Genomic DNA, 23,658 nt, shown 5'->3' on the forward strand with positions numbered 1-23,658 from the left:
GCAACCATGAATCAAAACGGCACCATCAGCTCCCTGTCGGTGAGCCAATGGTGCCGGACTTTATTTTCAATTATTTACGAAATCGGTTACTTGTTTTGCAAAGCTTCCAAGACGACGTCGAGATGTTCACCATGACTCGCCTTTAATAACACTTCATCCGCACTGGTGACGTCCGCCAACAAATCAGCAATCAGCTGGTCCTTCGCATCATTAGTGTAATAGTGGACGGCTGTGGCATCGTAACGATCAGCCACTGCTTCAGCTAATGCCTTCATGTGCGGCCCAACCAGGTACAATTCCTCAACCGTCTCAGGGTCTAGTGCTTCTGAAACAGAAGCATGAAGTGCATCCGCATTCACGCCAAGCTCCAGCATGTCACCCAGTACCGCAATGTGGCGGCCGATCGCTGGTGTCTTTGCAAACATCACCAAAACGTCTTTCATTGCCGTTGGGTTGGCATTATAAATGTCACTCAGGATGGCTTCACCAACCGCTCCCGTTAACCACTGGGTGCGGTTAGCCGTTAGTTCAACATTTGCCAACCCCTTGACGAGGTTAGCAGGTCGAATATGAAACAGGTTTCCAACCGTCAAGGCTGCCAGCGCGTTGTTCACGTTATACTCGCCCAGTAACGGCATACTAAACGTTTCATCCGGCCAAGCGTTCACCGTAAATGTTGTTTCATGAGTGGCGTTATCTTGTTTGATTGCCGTTGGGTATAGCGCATTCGCACTTCGCTGACCAAACGTTAGGCCATCATTTGCAACCGTTTCAGCCCGTTCTTGAAGTAAGGGTTCATCCCCATCAAAAACAAACCGGCCGTCTTCCTTCAAGCCGTGGGTGATTTCTAGCTTTGCATCTGCAATTTTATCCCGGGTTCCGAAAAACTCGATGTGCGCTTCACCAATCATTGTGATGACCGCCACATCTGGTTGAACTAACCGGCTTAATTCGTCCAACTGACCGAACCGATCCATGCCCATTTCAACGACCAGCACTTCAGTGTTAGCATCCATCGACAAAACCGTGAATGGCACACCAACCTCGTTATTGTAGTTAGCATAGGTCTTGACAACGTTAAACTCCGTTCCTAAAATGCTGGCGGTCATGTCTTTTGTCGTGGTCTTCCCGTTACTTCCAGTGATCGCAACCACTTGCGGATTGATCTTTTTTAACCAGTGCTGAGCCAGCGCCTGCATGGCCGCCAACGGATCGTCAACAACCAGTACCGGAAAAGCGGTTGGCATTGACGCTTCGTGGTCGCTTGCCCACAGGCTAGCAACTGCGCCGTGATCTTTTGCGCTCTCAATATAGTCATGACCATCATGGTCCGCAACGAGTGGCACAAATAAACCACCAGGCGTTAATTGACGACTATCAAAATTGACGGAAGTTACCGTTACATCCGCCCAATCGCCAAGTTCATTTTGTGCATCTACCGCCTTCGCGATTTCTGCCAATTGCATTTTCATTTGTTATCCTCACAGTGCATGGTTGCACATTCTACCGTTTGGTGATCATTTCATTCCTACTGGTCACCGTTTCCGTTAACCAGTTATTTAATCACAATCGGAGTAAATTATACCATGCTCACTAAACGGCAAGCAAATCACAACCTAGACCACGGCCCATTTTTCAAGCCGTCACCCTTGCGCTTCACCGCAACACACGGCAAAATAGAAGCACTACTTTGATTCAACATACGGAGGACCCTTATGCAAAATGTTCTATTCGTTTGCCTTGGCAACATTTGTCGCTCACCAATGGCCGAGGTCATCTTTACGCACATGGTTGACGAAGCCGGATTAAGTCATCAAATTCACGTTGATTCCGTCGCCACCAGCAACTGGGAGGAGGGCAATCAGGCTCACCCTGGCGCCCGTCACGCCTTGGCCGAGCACGGTTTAAACGCCGAGTCCCACCGATCCCGACCCATTACACCACAAGACTTTGCGTGGGCTGACTGGATCATCACCATGGATCGCTCCAACCTGGCTAATCTAAAGCACATGGCCCCGGCAAACGCCCAGGCTAAACTCCACATGGCCTACGAAATTCTGCCAGATCGGTCTGACCAGGAAATTCCTGACCCGTGGTACTCCCATAATTTCGAACTGACCTACCGGCAGCTAAACGAAGTGTTGCCCGCCTGGTTGACTAAAATCAGCGCGGCTAATCAGTAACCGTCCACGAAGGATTGAAAACGCGGAAACGAACACAGGCCCTTTTTTTGAAATGGTGTAGAATAGTTTATTGTTTATCTGAAAAAATAATGCCACTCATCAAAGTAAAAGGAGGACCCCCATTGCTCAAAAAACTTAAACATCAATTATTTCGGAAACGGCTCCCCTGGGAACAAAACATTTTTGTCCTCTGGTTTGGCACCTTTATGGCCGGGATGGGCTTCAGTGAAATTATGCCCTTCATGTCACTTTACATCGACACCCTTGGCCATTTTTCCACCGCGCAGCTTAACTTTTATTCCGGGATCACCTTTTCTGCGACCTACTTTGTGACCGCCATCGCCTCCCCACTGTGGGGGCGTTTAGCTGACCGTAAGGGGCGCAAGTTAATGATTCTTCGTGCCTCTCTCGGGATGGCCATTGTTCTCGGTGCCATGGGACTCGTAACCAACGTCTGGGAATTAATTGCCCTTCGGCTGATTCAAGGGGTCTTCTCCGGTTATATTTCTAACGCTAATGCGCTGGTCGCCACTGAATCGCCCAAGGAACACTCCGGCCAGGCTCTAGGGACCCTGGTTACCGGTTTTACCGCTGGGAACCTGTTAGGACCACTTCTGGGTGGTGCTTTAGCTGCCAGTTTTGGCTATCGCTTTACCTTCTTTATCACCGGCGGCCTGCTGCTCATCGTGTTCTTCCTCAGCTGGTTCTTTGTTCACGAACACTTTACCCCGGTTGAAAAGACCGCGTTGAAGTCAACCAAAGAGGTCATAAAATCGTTTGCGCACCCGCGGCTCATTTTTGCCATGCTCATCACGACGACCATCATTCAGGTCGCCAACCAATCCATCAGTCCGATCCTTAGTTTATACGTCCGGCAGCTTCTTCACGGTCACGGGTCCGTCTCACTCATTGCCGGAATCATTGCCGCGATTCCGGGAATTGCCACCATCATTGCGGCCCCACGGCTCGGCGTCCTCGGTGACCGCATTGGGACGGAACGGATCCTCACCATCGGCTTTATTTTTGCCATCTGTGTGTTCATCCCCATGGCGTTTGTTAAAAACGTCTGGGAACTCGGGTTCTTCCGCTTTCTCATTGGGATCTCTGATGCCACAATGATGCCCGCCGTCCAAACCCTGCTGGCCAAAAATTCGCCCATGTCGACGACTGGCCGGGTCTTCTCATGGAACCAAAGTTTCATGGCCATGGGGAGTATCATCGGCCCGCTGATTGGTTCCGCAGTTTCTGGAACCTGGGGTTACGGTGCTGTTTTCCTCTCGACAGGGGTGATTGTCGCCTTAAACCTTGCGCTCTTCACGTTTAATACGCACGATCTTCGTCAATCAACCAACTAAAAAATGCATGATCACTCGAGCTGAGCGACCATGCATTTTTTAGTTGGTTCGTTTTTGCGCCTGCAAATGAAAATTAACCGTCGCAAGGATCAGCATGATGATTGCCAATACCAAAATCAGGATAAAATCATCGTGACCACCACGCGCTGTGGCGGCCGTTTTTGACAGGTGCCCTGCTTTGTTTTGACTAATCGCAATTAACGTTGCCATGATGGCCGTCCCGATGGACCCTGCATACTGTTGAATCGCGTTAAACGCCGCGTTCCCATCACCAATAACAGCTGGTTCCAGCTGCTGCATCCCGTTAGTGAGCGTGTTACTAAACGTTAGGGAGAAGCCCACGCTGTACACGATGTAGATTCCAAGCACCCAGCCCACGGAAAGGCGACTGCCCATAACCACAAACCCGAGTATCGCCACCACTAAGCACGTTAGCCCCGTTAAAATTGGCAGTCGTGCGCCCCGTCGATCCAGTAACCCGCCGGCAAACGGCATCAAAACCGTTCGGAGAAGACTTCCTGGTAGTAACAATAAGCCAGCCGTCATGACGTTTGCCCCAATAACCAGCTGGGCGTAGTTTGGCAAGAGGAACCCCAACCCAATGTTGCTTAGCTGAAGGATCATGTAGGTCAAAAAGCTCAGAACAAACATCGGATTCTTAAAAATCGTCACGTTGATCAACGGTTGCGCTGTGTGACTGGCCCAAACAGCGTACAATCCTAACGCCACCGCGCCCACCACGGTTAAACCAATGAACAAGCCACTGGCCCAGCCATGAATGGAGGCGTCATTAAAGCCCAACGAAATTGTTACAAATGCCGTCGCAATCAGTAAAAAGCCAATGCTGTCAAAGTGAGCCTTACTCGTGGCGTGCCGTTGCTGAATGTTAAAGTACCCAATGCAAAACGCCGCCAAAGCAATCGGTAAGATAATCCAAAAAATCGTCCGCCAACCAAGGTAATACGAGACCAGCCCACCATACGTTGGCCCAAGCGTTGGCGCCAAGCCGATGATGGTCCCACCGATTGCCATGCTCTGCCCCAGCTTTGCGTGCGGAATAAAATCGGTAATGATGCTAAACATCAGTGGGGTCGATAAGCCCGTCGCGATCCCGCCAATCAACCGCCCCACCAGAAGTACGCTAAACGTTGGGGCCAACGCACACATCAACAACCCCACTAAAAAGAGGAGCACTGCCGTCGCAAACGCCGCACGGTACGTAAACCGTTTATGAATAAATGACGCCATGGTCATCACAAGGGCTGCCACCAATAAATAGCCCGTTGTTAACCACTGAACTGTGTCGATTTGGACATGGAACTGGGCCATTAACGTTGGAAACGTGACGTTCATGGACGTCTCCGTCAAAATACCGCAAAAAGACAGGAGCGCCGTCCCTAAAATTGCTAAAACCACGAAGCGTGGGATTCGATCTGTTGTTTCTGTTGCCATGATTCCCTCTCATTCTTTCGATTGTTCAACTAAATAAAAAACGCCCCGTCAGCGTAAAGTCGCAAACGGGGCATCGGTAAGATACCAAAATCATGTGGTTAAGCTTACTTCAAACCGTACTTCTTGTTGAACTTGTCAACAGCACCATCGGCTTGAGTGAACTTCTGCTTACCAGTGTAGAATGGGTGTGAATCTGAAGTGATTTCAACACGGATCAATGGGTACGTGTTGCCATCTTCCCATTCAGTGGTTTCTTGTGAAGTAGCAGTTGAACCTGACATAAACTTGAAACCAGTGGTTGAGTCCATGAACACAACCTGGTGGTAATCTGGGTGAATTCCTTGTTTCATTATGAATATCTCCTTTGCCATGAGTCATTTGCTGAGTCATAGTTTCTTATCATCAACCCATGTAATATACCATGAATCAAGATTGCTTGCAATAGAGCCAACGACAAAACGACTAGAACTCAAACACACCGGCATCCGTGTCCTCAAGGATCTGAACCACGGCACCCATGCCCTTCAGTTTTTCGGAAATCCGGTCATAGCCGCGTAAAATGTTCTCCGCGTTGGTAATGATCGTGTTTCCATCAGCCATCAAAGCGGCAATGACTAACGCTGCCCCGGCACGAATTTCGCCCGCCGAAACCGTTGTTCCCGTTAACGCCGTCGCGTGGTTAACCACGATCATGTTGTCTTCCAACCGAATGTTCTCACCCATGCGGTTTAATTCAGGGATGTGCTTTGTTCGTTCTGGGTAAATGGTGTCAATGATGATACTTGACCCCTCTGCCAAACTCATTAACGGCGTAATTGGTTGTTGAAGGTCCGTCGCAAACCCAGGGTACGGCATTGTCTTAACCTGAATTGGCGTCAGGTGCTTGCTTGCATGAACGTAAATGCTGTCTTCTTCGATATCAAGCTTCACGCCCATTTCGAGCAGTTTGGCTGTAAAAGCCTCCAAATGTTCTGGAATGACGTTTTGCACGTTCACGCCATTTCCATAGGCTGCGGCCATGGAAAGATAAGTTCCTGCTTCAATCCGGTCAGGAATAATCGTGTGTGTGTTCGTTGCCTTTAAGCTTGGAACACCTTCGATCCGGATCACATCCGTCCCTGCACCCCGAATTTTGGCCCCCATGTTGTTCAAGAACGTTGCCAAATCAATGATTTCTGGTTCTTTGGCGGCATTTTCAATAACCGTTAAGCCACTTGCTTTAACGGCCGCTAAAATGATGTTCATCGTGGCCCCAACGGACACAATGTCTAAGAAAATCCGGGCGCCGTGCAGACCTTCGCTCGCGTCAATGTTGACCGAATCGCCGATCTCCGTCACCTGAGCACCAAGGGCTTTGAAGCCCTTAATGTGCTGGTCAATGGGCCGTGGCCCGATGTTGTCCCCACCAGGGAATGAAACGGTCGCCCGTTTAAACCGCCCTAGCAATGCCCCCATGAAGTAGTACGACGCGCGTAAACTCTTGATGGCCTTACCGGGAAGTGCATTTTCCTCAATGTGGGTTGGATCAATGTCCAAAACCCCATTTTCAAAACGTGAGGATACATTCATTGAATCTAAAATTGCCATTAGATTATGAACATCTAAAATGTCAGGAACAGAGTCAAATTGTACTGGTGTGTCCGCCAAAATTGCAGCGGGAATCAAGGCCACGGTGCTGTTTTTTGCGCCACCGATGGACACAGACCCGCTAAGCCGGTGCCCTCCTTGGATGATCATTGATTTCATGCAGTCTAGTCCTCTTTCATTAATCCATTTCAGTTAACTTAATTACTTCTGCAGCTCAACCGTTTCCGGGAGCACGCAATTACCTACAATATTAATGAACACCAGACCAAAAAACAACTCTGTTTCGGCAATTTCCGATGTTTTTTAGAAATTGAAAATTAACCGGGTTAATTACTATTATTTTTATAAACAAAAAAATAACAGCCAGGACTAATGCCTGACCGTTATTTTCGGTTAATGCTTCATTAATTTTTAGCCATGTGTTCTTCATCGGCAGCTGCCACAAAGGCTTTAAACAGCCCCTCTGGACGATTTGGCCGTGATAAGAACTCAGGGTGATACTGAGCAGCCACAAAGAATTTGTTCGTTGGCAGTTCAACAACTTCCACCAACCGGTTATCTGGCGACGTTCCGGAGAAGACCAATCCTGCCGCAGCCATTTGATCACGATAGGCGTTGTTGAATTCGAACCGGTGCCGGTGCCGTTCGGAAATCACTTCTTCGTTGTTGTACGCCGCAGCCGCAACCGTTCCTGGTTTCAGCTTACATGGGTACGCCCCTAACCGTTGCGTCCCCCCCATGTCGGAAACATCTTCTTGATCATGCATCAAGTCGATCACTGGGTATGGTGTGTCTGGGTTGATTTCCTTGGAGTTTGCGTCCGCTAACCCCACCACATCACGGGCAAATTCTACACACGCCATTTGCATGCCCAGACAAATCCCTAAGTACGGAATGTCGTTTTCACGAGCATACTTAATGGCCAAAATCTTTCCTTCGATTCCCCGGTTACCAAAGCCACCAGGAACGAGAATCCCATCGGCCCCTGCTAACACTTCTTCAACGTTATCCGCGTTGATTTCTTCAGAATTAAAGTGATTGATTTTAACGTCAGCATCCACCACATACCCGGCAGACTTGAGTGCTTCGTTCACAGAAATGTAGGCATCTTGCAGATCCGTGTACTTCCCAACCAGGTCGATCGTAATGGTCTTGTGCAAGTTTTGAACGTGTTGTTCTAATTCTTGCCATTCCGTCATGTTCGCTTCTGGCGCTGCAAGCTTAAAGTGGTCCAACACGATGTCATCCATGTGTTGTTCTTGCAGCGCTAACGGAATTGTGTAGACCGTTGGCACGTCCATTGATTCAATAACGGCTTCTGGTTCCACATCACAAAATGACGCAATTTTGTTTCGCATGGATTGTGTAATGTGTTGTTCGGTCCGAACCACCAGCATGTTTGGTTGGATGCCCAACCCCCGGAGTTCCTTTACACTGTGTTGCGTTGGCTTCGTCTTCATTTCACCAGCCGCGCGCAGGTACGGAATTAATGTGGTGTGAATGTAGAAAACGTTGTCGCTACCCATGTCAGACTTCATTTCACGCAGTGCTTCAATAAATGGTAGGGATTCAATGTCCCCAACCGTCCCACCAATTTCAGTGATAACGACATCTGCGTCCGTCGTTTGACCGGCCCGCATGATTTTTTCTTTGATGGCATTCGTAATGTGCGGAATTACTTGGACCGTTGCACCAAGGTAGTCCCCATGACGTTCCTTTTGTAGAACTTCTTGATAAATTTTCCCCGTTGTGACGTTTGAGTATTTATTCAGGTTAATGTCAATAAAACGTTCGTAGTGACCCAAATCAAGGTCCGTTTCGGTCCCGTCATTAGTCACAAACACTTCACCGTGTTGGTAGGGACTCATCGTTCCTGGATCGACGTTGATGTAGGGATCAAACTTTTGAATCGTGATTTTAAGGCCACGGTTCTTCAAGAGGCGGCCAAGTGATGCAGCCACGATCCCCTTTCCAATTGACGAAACCACACCGCCGGTGACAAAAATGTATTTAGTCATCTAAATAAACGCTCCTTCTGTTTTTTTCGGGGATGCCATCAACAATGAAAAAGCTCCCAATTCCTAGGAATTGGGAGCCCTTAATTGCTCTTTATCGTGCCCGTTCATCTGAACGGTGCCCAAAAAATATAATAACGACTTCTAAGCATGAGGTCAAGCAGGAATTCTTATTTCTGCAAATTAGCCTTGATCATCATCGTCATCGTCGTCTTCATCATCCTCGTCATCTTCATCATGAAGTTCAGCGAGTTGACCTTCGATCCCATCAGGGAGTTCCTCATCGTCAGCGATGTTCTCAGTGTCTTCGGTATCATCATCGTCATCTTCGGACGCATCAGTGGTATCGTCATCTTCAGCTGCATCTTGACCGAAGTCATCATCTTCTGGATCGTCGTCATCGTAGTCGATCACGTCGTCGTCATCGGCTGCGTCAGCCAAGAACGCGTTAACCTTACGACGCTTCTTGCGCTTTGGTTGGTCCTCATCTTCTTCACCATTGATTGTTGCTTCATCAATGGAGTCGAATGGATACCACGTCCGCAAGCCCCAGGTGTTGTCACCTAAGGAAATAAAACTACCGTCGACGTTTAAGTCAGTATAGAATTGTGCCAACCGTTCACGAATTTCTTCGTCACTCGTATCGAGATACTGTTGAACTTGGTTGGTAAGGTCAGCGAAGCTCATTGCTTCACCGTGTTGAGAGAGGATTGCATGGGCAACCTCAATCATTGACAATTCTTTTTTATTTTGACCTTCGAAAATTTTAAGTTCCAAAATCAGGCCCATCCTTTCGAGAGTGTACACTTCATCATAAGGGGTTAAGCGGTAAATTGCAATCTTATTTGATAATCGCCCAGTAAACTTTCGCCGGCTAGTAGCTGATAATCAACGTTGATCCGCCCACTACTTAAATCGTCGGCCAACGCTGCGTTTAGTCCTGACGTTGCCACCTCGATGTTTAAGGGGCCGTACGCTGTTTGGTACGTGGTTTTCACTGCTTTACCTGCCAAAAAGTGCAACCGTAATCCGGTCTCACCACTCCGCGTTAGCAGTACATCATGATGACCATTTAGTTTAAAGGTCACCTGGGTTGTTTTCCCCTGATCTTCTTCTGCATAGCGTAAGTACGCACTGCCATTAATTAAAATCAACCGTCCTGGAACTGTAAAATCAAAGGTTTCCGTCTCGCCATCCTGCTTGATGTTTGTCACCAAGTGAACCGTGACGCCTTGCTCTAATCGTTCTGACACACTCATCCCCCGTTTCACACACGAGTCACCTGGACGATTATCATTAAAATCATCCGAAACGACAATATAAGCTAACAAGAAATTATAACGCATTTCGCTTAAATTACCACGTCGAACGGGTTGCGCCCAATCAACCATGCAGAACGACTCCAGATTCGGTATAATGAAAGCAGTTTATTGACCGTCACAATGGGAATGACATCCTGTTCATTACCCCAAATGACCAACTCAAAAGAAACCAGGTGATTTTCATGACGGACGCGCTTAGCCTTGCGCCAACCACCATGCTCCTATCCCAACACTTCAATCAGGCAGACGGACTCGCAACATTTGCCCACATGAACGCCTTACTAAGTTTAATTGAACATGAAAACCAACCATTGCTTCACTTCTGGCGCTTAGATCATAACGTTATCTTAGGGCTCCGCGATGCGGATCTCCCCCACTTGGATGACGCCACAACGGTGTTAACTGATCACGGATACACGGGCTTTGTCCGCAATTCCGGTGGCTTAGCCGTCGTTGCCGATCAGGGCGTGCTCAACATCAGCCTCTTTTTCCCACCCAGCCTCGTTAAATTAGGGGTGGACGCCGCCTACGACCAAATGAAATTACTGGTTGACCGCGCGTTTCCAGAACTACCGATCGTCGCTGGTGAAATTAGCCGCTCATACTGTCCAGGAACCTACGACCTCAGTGTCAACGGCCACAAAATTGCCGGCATGTCACAACGCCGCCGGAACGGGGGCATTGTCGTGATGTTATACCTTAGCGTCAACGGCAGTCAAATTGACCGGGCCCAGCTGATTCATGATTTTTATGAAGCTGGCCTTGGTAATGAACAAAATCGGTGGAACTTTCCTGACGTGGACCCCGGCACGATGATGAACGTCGGGGACTTGTTACCCGAAACATTGACCATTGAAGCAGCCCGGCAACGGTTCATTGATGCTGCCAAACAATCGGGTACCCAGCTAGCTGAGCAACACCTCGCAACGCTGATGCAGGAGCCAACATACGCGGCACAGTTTGATTTTGAACAGCAGCGTTTGCTTCAGCACCAACCAGCAACACCAATGCACCCTTAAAGACCACTTATCGTTACGTCACCTTTGTCACCAGGAGGACCATATGGATTACCGCTACCAATCATTACCGCGCGAACGTGTCTTTCGCGACCCTGTTCACAGCTACATCGCCGTGTCATCACAGGTTATTTTGGACTTAATTGACACAAAGGAATTTCAGCGGCTTCGCCGGGTCAAACAACTTGGTGTGACCGAAGAAGTCTTCCACGGCGCTGAACATAGTCGGTTTGGCCATTCACTGGGTGTCTACGCCATTGCGCAACGCATCTGTGACACCTTTCAGCATGATTATCCATCCGTTGAACCAGGCGACGGCTTGTGGGATGACAACGAACGGTTGGTGACACTCTGTGCGGCCCTGCTTCATGACATTGGTCACGGCGCATACTCGCATACGTTTGAACACATTTTCCACACTGATCACGAGGCCATCACTGCACAGATTTTGACCTCCCCGACCACGGAAGTTAACGCCGTTTTGCGGAAGGTCAGCCCTGACTTTCCCCAGCAGGTGGCCAGCGTCATTCAACATACGTATCCCAATCCGCAGGTCGTTCAGATCATTTCCAGCCAGTTAGACGCTGACCGGATGGACTACCTCCTGCGCGACGCCTACTTCACAGGGGCCGACTACGGGCGCTTTGACTTAACCCGGATTTTACGGGTGATTCGCCCATTCAAAGGTGGGATCGCGTTTGATATTGACGGGATGCACGCGGTCGAAGACTACATTCTAAGTCGCTTCCAAATGTATCAACAGGTGTACTTCCACCCCGTTTCCCGGGCCATGGAAGTCATCTTAGACCACCTCTTGTTACGCGCAAAGGAGCGCTACGATAATCAGCCAGTGACGCAAGAAGCGTTTCGACCACTATTATTGGAACCTTTTTTCAACCACACCTGGACGCTGACGGATTATTTAAAGCTGGATGACGGCGTGCTTAACACCTACTTTCTTCACTGGGCGGACAGTGATGACGTTGTCTTAGCTGACCTCGCAAACCGCTTTTTGAACCGGCGGCCGTTCAAGTCCATTGAATACACTGCCACGACAGCGCCACTCTTGGCACCGTTGCGGGAGCAAATCGAAACGGCAGGCTATAACGTCACGTATTACACCGCCACAAACGACAGTTATGACCTTCCGTATAACGCCAATAACCGGCAATCCCACAAGGCCGCCGCAGAAATTTTACTCATGAATCATGACGGGACGACCAGCGAACTATCCGCACTAAGTCCCATTGTGGCAGCAATTACCGACCGCGAATTGGGCGACCAGCGTTTCTTCTTCCCGCGGGAAATGCTCACCGTCAACGCGGAAAATGACCTTTTTAGTCCCATCTACACCGAATTTCAAAGCTACATTATGAACGATCAACTTATTGACCCTAAAGGAGCGACCCATGACAATTAAACTCATTGCAATCGACATTGATGGAACCCTTTTGAATGAAAAAAACGAACTCGCGGCGGCAACCATTACCGCTGTTCAAGCCGCCCGTGACGCTGGCATCAAGGTTGTCCTCTGTACCGGTCGACCACTAACCGGCGTTAAGGATTACCTCGACCAGCTTGGCCTCATTGGTGCTGATCAGTACGTCGTGACGTTTAACGGCGCGCTAGCCCAAACTACTAGTGGTGACGTCTTAGTACACCACACCTTAACCTACACTGACTACCGTGAATTAGAAGCATTGGCTGAACAATTTGGCGCCCATTTCCACACTGAAACAAACGACTACATTTACACGGCCAACAAGGACATCAGCCCCTACACGATTGCCGAATCTTTCTTAGTTAAAATGCCAATTCGGTACCGGAGCGTGGCTGAAATGCCCGAAGATTTGGTCGTTTCTAAGTGCATGTTTATTGACGACCCGGCGATTATTTCCCGGGCAGCAGCCAACCTCCCTCAAGCCTTCACGGACAAATTTTACTTTGTTCAAAGCGAACCCTTCTTCCTCGAGGCCATGAATAAATCTGCTTCAAAGGGGAACGCCATTACTGGTTTGGCAAAGGACTTACACATCGACATGGCTGACGTTATGGCGATCGGCGATCAGGGCAACGACCTTTCAATGATCACTGCCGCCGGATTGGGTGTTGCAATGGGCAATGCCATTGACGATGTCAAGGCTGCCGCACAGGCAATCACCTTACCTAATAGCGAGGACGGCGTGGCTGCGGCCATTAACAAATACGCGTTAAGCTAGGCAACGCAAAAAAGCTTGTGGCATTATTTCGCCACAAGCTTTTTTATATCCAGCTCATTAAGAGAGCGGTTTCATTTAATCACACGTCTTAAAGGGCTTGCAGGAGTGCAACGATCTTTTTAAAGTCAGCCTCTGACCCCAAATCCGTTAAGATGTAGGTTCGGTCAGCCTGTTCAATCGGCCGGTCCGAAAAATGATCGGATAAGTATAAATCGTAGTGTCGGTGGGGCTGGAATACTTCCACCGTCGCCTGAAGTGTTTGGTTCAAAAAGCTCTGGCACGCCTGAATAAACGGCTGGAGCCACATCGCGCCAATTCCTGGATCGACGGCAACCCGCAAGTGTGTCGCAAACAAATGCCGCGCGTTCAGCTGTAACACCACCATTAATTGAACTAAGTAATCCAAATTAACGTCGATTTCAAACTGTTCCTTCACCAACGCTGCAATCTTTTCAGACAGATCCTGAGCCCAATGAATAATCTGTTCGTTTTGTAAGCGTTCATAGTACCGCCGCGTGGTGGCCGGTCGTAGCAGGTTAACGTGCCCTGGGAAAACAACGACATTCACCAACACATGGTACAAGTACTTCAACGTGTACTGTTTTGTTTCGACACTTTGCTTTTTCAACAGTGACGTCATGTAGCGTTCCTGAATTTGGTGGGTCATTGCCACAAGTTGGTCCTCATCAGCCGGCGCCGTTAAGAGTGGCGTCCAAAAGTTGGATTTAGACGAGAAGATCTCGTGAGCTAAGCAAAACATCAAAAAGTGTTGCTTGATTCGCCGATTTAACGTCTCTGATGGTGGTAGTAACGCAGTTTGATCCATTAATGACCACAGTTGTTCAAACTGCGAATTGTCCCGCATTAAATGACTCGTCATAATGGCATACGGCGTGGACCACCCCTCCAGGTCTTGTGACTGTGAGGCGTTCCGGCGGCGCGTCCGGATGATCAATAACCACGTGTACAGCTTGCGCGGTGCATCCACAGATAACTGAAGGTTCTGGTAATGCGGATCATCCGTTAATCGGCGCACGGCTTGTGCGGCACGTGTATTTTTTAGCAAATACCGTTTATAAATAAACTGATCTTTCGGGCAAACGTTCCACAACAACTCAAACAGCAAAAGTTGCACGTTTACCTCATCACCAGTTAGTTCAAAGTGGGTGATCGTCACATTGAAGACTTCAAACAGTTCGTTCAATTCCCCAATCTTTCGATACAACGTGGCGACACTAAGGTTCAATTCGCGTGCCAGCTGAATGTTCGTTAAATTGTTATCCAAAACCAGATGCTCAATGAGCCGAATTTTAGCTGTTTGCAAGTAATACGGGAAAATAAGTGTCTTTAAACTAACCCGACCATTAATTTCAAATGTGACGGTGTTATCGTCCCATTCAAACAAAACCCGGTACTTTTTTAGGTTTTCTTCCAAGACGTTTTTAATTGATTGCAGATCATCCATCAATAACCGGCGGCTGGAGAAGCGCATTTCTTTCGCAATGTCGCCGATTTGAGCACGCCCATTATTCCGGTAAACGTACTGAAGAATCCTAATCTGTCGGCGTTCAAACGGTTCTAGCAAATCCTCTTTATTCATATGCTATCCAACCTCGTTAACAGGTGTTCACTGTCTCTTTAGTGAACAAGTAATTTAGTAAAGCAATTAGTTAAATAAAAACACTAATTATTCCAACTACTCCCCCATCAGAGAAATAATTACTTGTTTAAGTTTAACACGTTTCTTATCGTAAGCGTGTACAATATTGCTCCGCTTCATGAATTAATTCGCTTAATTGTTGCGACCGTTCCAAACATTAAAAATCAGTAACCCCCTTAATTTTCGCTTATTTCTCATTCATTTTCTTTGCAATCAACCCCAATATTGCCATATTATCGTTAGGATAAGCTTCGCGTGAATCAAAGGTGGTACTAATGGTTACCCGTTATTCGCGCCGACATCATTTATTTTTCAACTTAATCATTCTGTTGTCTTGACCTTCCTTGTCAAATAAGGATTATTAACTAATAATGATGACATAATTTTGAACAGATAATCTGTTATGCTCGTAGACGAATCGACAATGAATTGTCCGCAATTCAATCACCGAACTTTCCCAGTTTATGGATGACACGGTTGGATTCACACCACCGGCAATACCTCACTAAGTGTCGATTCAGGTTTACAACTGGATGTTTCACCGCTTCATGATCGCCACCGAGAGGAGGCGATGCCCATCACTTAAGAGACGATGTTTGTTCGTCGTGCTTGTCGGACCCATCAAACACATTAGGTTAGGCCGCCCCCTCGGATCGATGTCGATTGCTTTCCGGGAGGGTGGTTTTTATCGCCACAAAGGCGCACGCGCCGCCCATTTTTTATCCCATTACCCTTTATCTTTAAACGAACTCACTAGGAATTACGAGGTGTTGTTTATGATTGTGTCAAATGAACAACCGTCAATAAAGGCACTTGAACAGTTGGCGGCTAACCGGATTTTGGAGCAACAGGTGATTGAACGCTTGCACGATTATCACCTTAGCCTAACCGAAGTGTTTTGCCTTGAATGCTTCCAAAAGCACCTCCGCGGTAACGAGATCGCTGATGAACAGCGGTTGACCCGGGGCGCAATTTCCACAGCCACTACCCATTTACTGGCCCAGCGGTTCATCGCACCAAACGGCCCGCTGAGACAAACAGATCGCCGATTCAAAGAGTACCACCTAACACCATCTGGTCAACGGATTCTGGCTGAAGCACTTGTTTGCATCAACAGCATCGTTGACGCAAGCCATGAGGACTAAATAACCGCATTACTGACGGTGACTTTCATCATCATTAGTAATGCGGTTATTTGGTTCGTATTAAGGCACATCGTTTAATGTCCATGAAATAATCCCCCTGTAAGTCCCTACGTACACATTGGGGTTCACCTGCAATAAGATTCCCTTTGTGCTTGACCACCCGCTTGCAATGTTAACGGTTGTTTGCCCGCCCTTATCAGCACTGGTTGCGACAACAACATCGTTATCGGTCAGTGGCGTGTCCGTTGTGCCGTCGTTGTACACCAGCCCACCGGAAAGGATCCTATTGGTGCCTTCATCAACCAGTTCGGACGCTGAGGCCGTAACCGCCCAACCACTACCAGCGCTCCGGGTATCCGTCACTTCAACTGTTGGTGTGACCGTTGGTGCCAGAACCTTCGTCGTTGTCGGAATTGAATCCGTCCCGTAATCAACCGCTTCAGAAACGGTGCCAAAGGAAAGCATGCCAGCAAACCGGGTTACCGTAATGTTCACCTCACTGGAAGTCGCTGAATCCAACGTTGCGTAAATGGGGATCGTCAGATGATCACCTTCCGCTAACCCCTTAATTGCGGCGCCGATACCCGTTGTCTTTGAAGCAAACGCAATCCCTGCACTACTATTATTGTTGTTTTGATCAACCGCCGTAATGCCAGCTTGCTTGACCAGCCAGGCCACTGCGTCACTATCAGACATGCCACTGACGTTTTCATAATCACTCGGCTGCAACGTTACATCATTCGTCGTGCTACTGATGGCTAGTTTAGGGACATATTTTACAGCCACCGTTGCGCTTCCTGCTGTATCAGTCGTATTTCCACTCTTAGGGCTTTCAGTCACCTTAACACTCGTTTTATCTTTCAAAGCACTGCCGACGTTTAGCGTATAACTCAAATCGCTGTTAACCGTTGTCGTGGCACTGCTCGCGTCACTTGTGATCGTATCCCCGGCAAACGTCCCCTTCCCGGTAATCGTTGTGTCAGTTGTGCTAATCCCCGTGTCTGTAGTGTTCGCCACGGTTGGCTGGAGCGGGTAGAGAACGGTATTGTCAATTTTTACAAAACTAAAGTAATCGCTCTTATTCGTTGAAGACAGTTTAATCCCTAATCCAAGGTAAATTGGAAAACCAGCGTTGTTAAACGTTGCCTGATTAAGCGTGAATGTGGTTGGCGAACTCGCGTTGAAATTAATGGTATTCCCATTTGTAATCGGAAAGAGCGCGCCAGAGCTTGCCTGAATCCCAGTTGTAAAGCTATAGGCCGACGCAAATATAAACTTTGAACCCGTTGAAAAAGTATCACCCAACGTCATTTGAAAACTCGTTGTCCGCTTCGTAACCTGACCATTAACAACATAGTTTGCCTTCAGATTACTTTCAGTTGGATACTTAACCGTCCCAACTGATCCGCCGGAGGAAATCACCCGCGCATTCGAAAAAGCGGCGCCGCTCGTTACCGGATCGTACTGCGTGTCACGACTATCAGCAACATAACCACTAAAACAACCGTACTCTTCATTATTAACTGAACATCTCGTTTGCTCGCTTTCATCTTCACTTCCTCACCTTCATGGGGACATGAGTCATCATTGACGCACAAATTTGTCATTTAGCATAATTAAAATTCCGATTATTACTTATTAATATCATACGATATTACCAATTTATAAGCAATTTTATCCTATTGGATTGCACCCTAACAGTCCACAAAAAAACATCATGTTATGGAAGTCACCTACCTTCCGCAACATGATGTTCTTTATTCTTCTGGTGACTCATTTAATATCCAACGAATTGTACCAAAATACTCGGAACCCGCGTAAACACCTGGGCTAACCTGTAAGAAAATTCCTTTCGAACCAGACCAACTACTTGCGATATTAAATGTATTCTGACCCGCTGCCTTTGTTCCTGTTGCAATCGTTGTTGTTTCATCCGTCAAGGGTGTTGATGAACTCCCGTCATTAAACACGATCCCTCCTGGCAATTCCTTACCATCCTCATTAGATAGTGATGACGCACTCGCCATTAATCCCCAACGGCTACCAGTAGCACGTGTGTCAGAAACATCTAACGCTAGCGGGGTCGCCAGTGGCAGTGTCGTCGGTTTATTCGGGACTTCTGTCGTTCCAAAGTCAACCGCATCTGAGACCGTCTCAAAGGTTATCATCCCTGCCGAACGTGTCACGACAATTGCCACGTCAGCCGAATTTGTTGAACCCAACACCGCGTGAATTGGGATCGTCATGCTGTCGCCGATCCCTAGAGCCGCAATCTTGGCCCCAATCCCCGTTTGACTGGATGCAAAGGTAATCCCGTCACTGCTGTTATCATTATTTTTATCAACCGCTGTAATGCCAGCCTGTTTAACAAGCCAAGCCACTGCGTCAGTGTCAGACATCGCACTAACACTCGTGTAATCATCCGGACTTAACGTTAACGCATTGGTCGTGGTGCTGACGGAAAGATCTGGGACGTGCGTAACAGAAACCTTTTTAGTCCCTGGCGTATCTACGCCCTTCGTCCCCGTTTCAGTAACAGTTACATCAGATTTACCCTTTAAGCTACCAACATTCAAGGTGTAAGTTAAATCACTGTTGACCGTGGCCGTGGCACTGCTGACATCGCTTGTAATAACGTCCCCTTCGAAGGTTCCCTTCCCGGTGATCGTCGTATCTGTATCCTTGACTCCTGAGCCAACCGTTGTTGTCACCGATGGGGCTAATGGGTACAAGATTGCCTTGTTAATCTGCCCAAACGCAAAGAAATCTGCACTCCGCTTACTTGGGTACGTAATGTTAGTTGTCACCCCAAGGTAGTAAGGGCCGGTACCAAGGATCTGCATCCATAACACAATACCTGTTGTGGTGTTAAAGTTAATTGAAGAAACGGTCCCGCTGTTCATTTGGTCACCTTGACCACTACTCGTTAAGCTCGGAATAAACAAAGCCGGTCTCGCAGAACTAATGGAATACGGCGATGTACTAAAAATTCCACTTTTATAGGTCCCGGCAGAAAACGTCCCTGTCGTTGTCATGTTGACCATACTGGTCCGCATCGTAATCTGGCCATCGACAGCATAGTTCGCCGTAACCCCCGTAATTGTCGGCCACGTCATCGTTCCCACCGGATTCGTGGATGATGTTTGTGAGCTTGAAAAAATCTGCTTATTAACGTTCGTTGTTAGTCCAGATGTAATCGGACTATACTGCGTATCACGGGCATCATCCGCGCTCGCCGTTGTTATCATTTGCAGTAACATTAGCAAAAGTCCACCACAGATTAATAATAAAATTTTTGCATAATTGTCGGTTTTCCTTAAAAAAAAGGTTCATTTTACGCTCCTTTCCGTCTAAATCAGCTGTTCCTCGCTCATCACACTCTTTTTTTTGCCATAACAACATTAGGCACGTTTTAGAAGTAATGACGATGATCATACTTAATCCAACGATTGACTCATTCAGTCTTCGATTTATCAAAACATTTAACGATTAAAATGTTCTCTTAACAACAACGAGCGGCAAACCGGTTTAAACGCCGGTCTGTCGCTCGCTATTTACTTTAAGCATTCAAGGTCTGTTACAGCTCGTCAATTTCGTCATCATCAGGACGGTGGTTCTGCCATACCGCAAAGGCCAACAGGCCCATAATTATCAGCTCGATCATGATCCACGCGTGAACGGTTGCCTTTTGACCCGTTTCGGGAAGTTCACCATTCACAACGCGGCCGCTAAAAAACGAATGTCCTGCTGGTGTTGTGCTTGTTTGGACGGTGGCCACCGTTCCACCAGGGATTTCAACGTTGCCATCCCCCATTGCTGCTTTAACCGACTCGGGTGTTTCGTAAAACGAAACGCGTGCCGTTGTTTGTCCATCATTATCTGCATGAACCGATTGTATCTGTGCCCCTAGAAGTGCAAGCACCAGACTTGTACTTATTAATAGTACCACTTTGTTTGCTTTCATCTTAATCACCACTTAAGTCCACTCACCTTAAGTTGCCAAAGACTTAGCTAACGGCTAATGTTTCCGTGACTTTTTGCCGCGGTTGCGAATCAAGAAGAAAATCCAAATTCCGAGGAGCACTAAGATCAGCATTCCTAATGCACCACCGATAATGAACCACCAAATACTGATTCCTTTGTTGTTAACATCCTTCTTGTTGTAAGTCTTGGCTTCTTGTTGGCTAATTGTAAAGTCCTTTGTAAAGTGCCAAGCGTGGTCGGCATTTTTAGCCGTAATGTCAACCTTGTACTTACCTGGCTGCAATGTATCTTGGTTATATAACATTTGAATCCGGTAACCAGAGTTAGGCGCCATTTGCACATTCTTTTTGGTCAGCGTCTTCACTGTCTTTCCCGTTTGCTTGTTAATGATTTTTGATTTAACCGTCATGTTCGGGATGATTCTGGCACTGGTATTCCGGATGGTCGGGAAGACCCCCTTATGGGCGTTTGTCATCCCTGCAGAGACCGAACCCATGGCCATCGTGGGGTCCACCTCTTTATCTACGGTGTACTTCATCCCAATGACATATGAGTATTCATTCTGGATGTTCATACTGCCTTTAACGTTCCCAGTTGCCGTTTGATCGGTTCGTTTAAAGTACCAACCACCGAGAATAACACCCTTAAACTTATCATCTTTGGGCATGGTCACTTGCGCCGTGACTTCCTTATGGCCATTAGCAGGAACTGTGACAGTTGCTGGTCCCTGTAATTTCGTCAGGTCGCTCATTTTGTATTTTAGCGTTGAATCATACGTCTTCGTTGTCTTAACGTATTCAATGACCCCGTTGCTATTGGTATACGCCGTATGAATGGCCGTTGATACCGTGATGTCCTTATTCGTTAAGTTATAGATTGTGGCCTTCAGTGTTTCTTCTTGTCCCGGCGTCATCTTGAGATCATAAAATGTATTATCTTTATGGATCTGATTATCCGGCAACTCAGCTTTGACACTATACCCAACATTGTTTGTTTTATCTGCCGCGTGCCCGCTAGTAACACCGCCAAAGAAAATCACCGTAATCGCAATGATGACCGTTAACCAAGACCCTACTGTCCGTTTCGACATGAATCCATTCCTCCAAATCGTCCCAAAGTTAATCTGTTCAGTATAGAAAAAGCCGAGCGTGAACTCGGCCTTCTATTTGTGATTATTATATCACGCGAACTATGCGATTATTTGGATCGAACTCTACTTGACCGCTGTAGCAGACAAAGTCCAGTTCATCGTTGTTGAGTAAGCTTCAGCCTTAGCAACGTTGGCTGGAACAGTCAACTTGATGGCAGATGGGTCCATTTGGTCGATCGTGATCCCTGACCCATTACCATCAGTGGCATTCATAACAGTTGCGGATGAGTTATCTAATGCGTAGCCTGACAAGGCTGAAGAAGTGACCCCGTTACTAGTCCCAGTGTTGGTCGTGATTTGACTAGCCGCACCAGGTAACGTCAACGTTGCCCCAGTCAACTTGTCACCGCTCGTCGTTGCAAATTGGTCAGCTGCAACAGAGAGGTTCCAACCAGCGTTCGTCCCACGAGAATCAGCAACTTGAACGACAGCCTTACCATTCCACAACGTCTTTGAAGTGCTTGCGTCGTAATCATTCTTGTTAACCACATCAACTTGGTGTGAACCAAAGTCCAAACCGTTCGTTACATAAATCAATGACAAACCACTACCAGGCTTAGCACCGTTGTTTTCGTCAGTTCCTGGCTTAGTCGGATCCGTTGGGTCAACAGGGTTAACGGTTGTCGTTCCGGGTGTGAACGTGGCCGATGCATTCGTGCTCCCCGTTAAGTTAGCAGTGTCGTCAGCTGATGCTGAGATTGCTGGAACAACCATGGAAGCCAAAACGGCTGAAGTCATAAGTACCTTACCAATTACGTTTTTCATTGTAAATATCCCCTATGCTTTCTTGTCTTTATATCTGCCAGCAAGATGTCAAGCTTTCTTACTTGCTGTTTTTGATGACTAAATAATAGCAAGGTTTTTTTGGAAAAACAACAGATGTGTACAATTTAATTTCTCTAAACCCTTTTGCTTACAGGGTTTCTCTAAATAGTTTAGTTACTGAAATTTTTTATTTGATTTAGTGGGTTAATCGTTTGTTAAATCACAGAATTAATTAGCGTGCTTCAAATCGTTCCGCCGCAACCCTTGATGGATCAGTGTTTAAGTTGCCAAAGGCAGAATTCTAGCATTAAGTTAAAATTAATACATTAATTTTTCCTCAGCGCGCATCTATTTTGCTTTAAACCGTTAAGATTAAATCGTTCTTAGAAAAAACGCGTTTATCCAGCTAACGAGTGCAACGGCCACTGTTAATCAATAAATCATGGCAAACCACCGGTATAGGCCACTTTTGAGCATAGCAAGCGTCAATTTTTTGATTTATTTCTACCATTAAATAGGATAATCATTATCGCCTTTTCGTTTTGACCTCATTTGGCTATGCCAGCTGAAAATTATTAAAACGCTCCAAAGTGAATTTTCATAAACGCGCGTCTCACTGGGTTATTGATAGGCGCCCGTCAAAATAAGTCATATAATGAAAGTGAACATTAAGTACAACGCTACCATTGTCCTGACAACAATGGCTAACGGCGTTAATTTATTACTCGAAAGGATCATTGTCTATGTATGAACGAAAACGATTTGACCCCTTTTCACTAATTGTTGGGATTCTTGCCGTCATTGCTTCACTCGTTGTTTTGCGTAATCCACTCGGAACGTTACGGGCTTTCATCGTCCTGATTGGAATCCTCGCGCTGCTTGAAGGGATCTTCAAGTTAGTTGAACGGCAAACGTTGCGACGGACCTTCAACTTTAACCCCACCGGTTGGCTCTGGGGTGGGATTTTTGACCTTATTTTTGGTCTTTTGATCTTATTTGTTCCTAGTTTTGGTGCAATTTATATGTGGCTCACACTAGCCATTTGGTTCATTTTAGATTCACTCTTCGAACTTTGGGCAACACGCTTTATGCGTGGTAACGACAAGAGTTACTACTGGCTCAGCGTTTCATTGGCCATCCTTGGTGTCATCATTGGGTTTGCCCTTTTATTCAGCCCAGCCTTTGCGTTATCAACCGCAACGTTCTTGCTGGCCTTTTACCTGATGTTTTTTGGGATCGCCCAAATCGTTCGATCATTCTAACCCATTGCGTTATGGCTTTACAAATCCCATAATTTAATTCAAAGAAGGATACTACCATGGAAAATTACTTACTTGTTGCTGTCGACACCTCACAAACCGCAACGGATGTTTTAGCCTACGCGGTCAAACTTGCTAAGCTTGATCAGCTACGCATTCGCCTCATTAGCGTGGTTCATTCCACTTCTAATCCGTACAACATCAGTGTCACAGCAAACGACATTATTACACGTAATGTAACCATGAATGGTGAGATCAACGAAAGTAACCACTCACTAATCGACAACACAAAGCGGTACCTGACCCAGTTAGTGACTGAACAGGGCCTTGCCGAAACGGACGTTGATATTCAGGTCCTTCAAGGCAACACCAAGCAACAGTTGGTTCAATCTGCGTCAGAAGCGGACGTTCAACAAGTCGTTATGGGGGCCCTTGGAACCCATAGCCTGACGGGAAACCTTCTTGGTTCCGTGACGGATTACGTCATTCGGCAATCAAGCAAAACGGTCACCGTCGTTAAGTAACACCATAAAAAAGCAATCGGAC

General features: G+C 47.1%; 21 protein-coding genes. 8 read left to right on the forward strand and 13 right to left on the reverse strand.

Translation table 11 applies throughout. From position 1 onward, the window contains the following. Positions 1 to 86: 86 nt before the first annotated feature. The gene (locus ACRYI5_RS05635) at positions 87 to 1,472 is read right to left on the reverse strand and encodes a UDP-N-acetylmuramoyl-tripeptide--D-alanyl-D-alanine ligase (protein WP_448224572.1); all 1,386 of its coding nucleotides are present in this window, start codon (positions 1,470 to 1,472) and stop codon (positions 87 to 89) included. 243 nt (positions 1,473 to 1,715) lie between these two features. Here ACRYI5_RS05635 and ACRYI5_RS05640 point away from each other — a divergent pair, with 243 nt between their 5' ends. Further along, the gene (locus ACRYI5_RS05640; RefSeq protein WP_448224573.1) at positions 1,716 to 2,183 is read left to right on the forward strand and encodes a low molecular weight protein-tyrosine-phosphatase; all 468 of its coding nucleotides are present in this window, start codon (positions 1,716 to 1,718) and stop codon (positions 2,181 to 2,183) included. A gap of 122 nt (positions 2,184 to 2,305) precedes the next feature. Beyond that, positions 2,306 to 3,538 (forward strand): multidrug efflux MFS transporter, encoded by a 1,233-nt coding sequence (locus ACRYI5_RS05645; protein WP_448224574.1) that lies wholly within the window; start codon positions 2,306 to 2,308, stop codon positions 3,536 to 3,538. Positions 3,539 to 3,577: 39 nt separating this feature from the next. On the opposite strand, the gene ACRYI5_RS05650 is transcribed toward ACRYI5_RS05645, so the two are convergent. From ACRYI5_RS05650 to ACRYI5_RS05675, 6 genes are all read right to left on the reverse strand, one after another. Further along, positions 3,578 to 4,990, reverse strand: coding sequence for a DHA2 family efflux MFS transporter permease subunit (locus tag ACRYI5_RS05650; RefSeq protein WP_448224575.1), 1,413 nt, complete (start codon positions 4,988 to 4,990; stop codon positions 3,578 to 3,580). 104 nt (positions 4,991 to 5,094) lie between these two features. Beyond that, positions 5,095 to 5,340: a type B 50S ribosomal protein L31 gene (locus tag ACRYI5_RS05655; protein ID WP_407879115.1), complete on the reverse strand. Its 246-nt coding sequence runs from the start codon at positions 5,338 to 5,340 to the stop codon at positions 5,095 to 5,097. A 112-nt stretch (positions 5,341 to 5,452) separates the two neighbouring features. Then, entirely contained in the window at positions 5,453 to 6,736 is a 1,284-nt protein-coding gene (locus ACRYI5_RS05660; protein WP_407879113.1) for a UDP-N-acetylglucosamine 1-carboxyvinyltransferase, read from the reverse strand. A gap of 245 nt (positions 6,737 to 6,981) precedes the next feature. Then, positions 6,982 to 8,595: a CTP synthase gene (locus tag ACRYI5_RS05665; RefSeq protein ID WP_448224576.1), complete on the reverse strand. Its 1,614-nt coding sequence runs from the start codon at positions 8,593 to 8,595 to the stop codon at positions 6,982 to 6,984. Positions 8,596 to 8,775: 180 nt separating this feature from the next. Continuing rightward, a complete protein-coding gene (gene rpoE / locus ACRYI5_RS05670) occupies positions 8,776 to 9,369 on the reverse strand; it encodes a DNA-directed RNA polymerase subunit delta (protein ID WP_448224577.1) in 594 nt (197 codons plus the stop codon). 44 nt (positions 9,370 to 9,413) lie between these two features. After that, complete coding sequence (locus tag ACRYI5_RS05675) at positions 9,414 to 9,983, reverse strand: DUF1934 domain-containing protein (RefSeq protein WP_448224578.1); 570 nt, start codon at positions 9,981 to 9,983, stop codon at positions 9,414 to 9,416. 113 nt (positions 9,984 to 10,096) lie between these two features. On the opposite strand from ACRYI5_RS05675, the gene ACRYI5_RS05680 reads away from it, so the two are divergent. From ACRYI5_RS05680 to yidA, 3 genes are read left to right on the forward strand one after another with little or no spacing between them, the layout of a single operon-like run. Further along, a complete protein-coding gene (locus tag ACRYI5_RS05680) occupies positions 10,097 to 10,933 on the forward strand; it encodes a lipoate--protein ligase family protein (protein ID WP_407879107.1) in 837 nt (278 codons plus the stop codon). A 43-nt stretch (positions 10,934 to 10,976) separates the two neighbouring features. Beyond that, positions 10,977 to 12,350 (forward strand): HD domain-containing protein, encoded by a 1,374-nt coding sequence (locus ACRYI5_RS05685; RefSeq protein ID WP_448224579.1) that lies wholly within the window; start codon positions 10,977 to 10,979, stop codon positions 12,348 to 12,350. After that, positions 12,340 to 13,149, forward strand: a complete 810-nt coding sequence (yidA, locus tag ACRYI5_RS05690; RefSeq protein WP_407879103.1) for a sugar-phosphatase — start codon at positions 12,340 to 12,342, stop codon at positions 13,147 to 13,149. Before ACRYI5_RS05685 ends, yidA begins: the two co-directional genes overlap by 11 nt. An 88-nt stretch (positions 13,150 to 13,237) precedes the next feature. Here yidA and ACRYI5_RS05695 read toward each other — a convergent pair whose 3' ends face one another. Continuing rightward, positions 13,238 to 14,749 carry a helix-turn-helix domain-containing protein gene (locus ACRYI5_RS05695; protein WP_448224580.1) on the reverse strand — a complete coding sequence of 504 codons (1,512 nt, stop codon included), beginning with the start codon at positions 14,747 to 14,749 and terminating at the stop codon, positions 13,238 to 13,240. An 836-nt stretch (positions 14,750 to 15,585) separates the two neighbouring features. On the opposite strand from ACRYI5_RS05695, the gene ACRYI5_RS05700 reads away from it, so the two are divergent. After that, positions 15,586 to 15,954: a hypothetical protein gene (locus ACRYI5_RS05700; protein ID WP_448224581.1), complete on the forward strand. Its 369-nt coding sequence runs from the start codon at positions 15,586 to 15,588 to the stop codon at positions 15,952 to 15,954. A gap of 60 nt (positions 15,955 to 16,014) precedes the next feature. Here the strand turns inward: ACRYI5_RS05700 and ACRYI5_RS05705 are convergent, their stop codons facing one another. From ACRYI5_RS05705 to ACRYI5_RS05725, 5 genes are all read right to left on the reverse strand, one after another. Beyond that, positions 16,015 to 17,376, reverse strand: a complete 1,362-nt coding sequence (locus tag ACRYI5_RS05705) for a hypothetical protein (protein ID WP_448224582.1) — start codon at positions 17,374 to 17,376, stop codon at positions 16,015 to 16,017. 335 nt (positions 17,377 to 17,711) lie between these two features. Next, the gene (locus ACRYI5_RS05710) at positions 17,712 to 19,214 is read right to left on the reverse strand and encodes a hypothetical protein (RefSeq protein WP_448224583.1); all 1,503 of its coding nucleotides are present in this window, start codon (positions 19,212 to 19,214) and stop codon (positions 17,712 to 17,714) included. Positions 19,215 to 19,531: 317 nt separating this feature from the next. Continuing rightward, positions 19,532 to 19,918 (reverse strand): hypothetical protein, encoded by a 387-nt coding sequence (locus tag ACRYI5_RS05715; RefSeq protein WP_448224584.1) that lies wholly within the window; start codon positions 19,916 to 19,918, stop codon positions 19,532 to 19,534. Positions 19,919 to 19,972: 54 nt separating this feature from the next. Next, entirely contained in the window at positions 19,973 to 21,028 is a 1,056-nt protein-coding gene (locus tag ACRYI5_RS05720; protein WP_448224585.1) for a DUF916 and DUF3324 domain-containing protein, read from the reverse strand. Between the two features lie 123 nt (positions 21,029 to 21,151). Beyond that, positions 21,152 to 21,853, reverse strand: coding sequence for a WxL domain-containing protein (locus tag ACRYI5_RS05725; RefSeq protein ID WP_448224586.1), 702 nt, complete (start codon positions 21,851 to 21,853; stop codon positions 21,152 to 21,154). A gap of 743 nt (positions 21,854 to 22,596) precedes the next feature. On the opposite strand from ACRYI5_RS05725, the gene ACRYI5_RS05730 reads away from it, so the two are divergent. Together ACRYI5_RS05730 and ACRYI5_RS05735 are read left to right on the forward strand one after the other, a co-directional pair. Continuing rightward, positions 22,597 to 23,115, forward strand: a complete 519-nt coding sequence (locus ACRYI5_RS05730; protein ID WP_407879087.1) for an HdeD family acid-resistance protein — start codon at positions 22,597 to 22,599, stop codon at positions 23,113 to 23,115. 56 nt (positions 23,116 to 23,171) lie between these two features. Further along, the gene (locus ACRYI5_RS05735; RefSeq protein ID WP_448224587.1) at positions 23,172 to 23,636 is read left to right on the forward strand and encodes a universal stress protein; all 465 of its coding nucleotides are present in this window, start codon (positions 23,172 to 23,174) and stop codon (positions 23,634 to 23,636) included. Positions 23,637 to 23,658 lie beyond the last annotated feature (22 nt).

Source organism: Furfurilactobacillus sp. WILCCON 0119 (genome assembly GCF_053471565.1).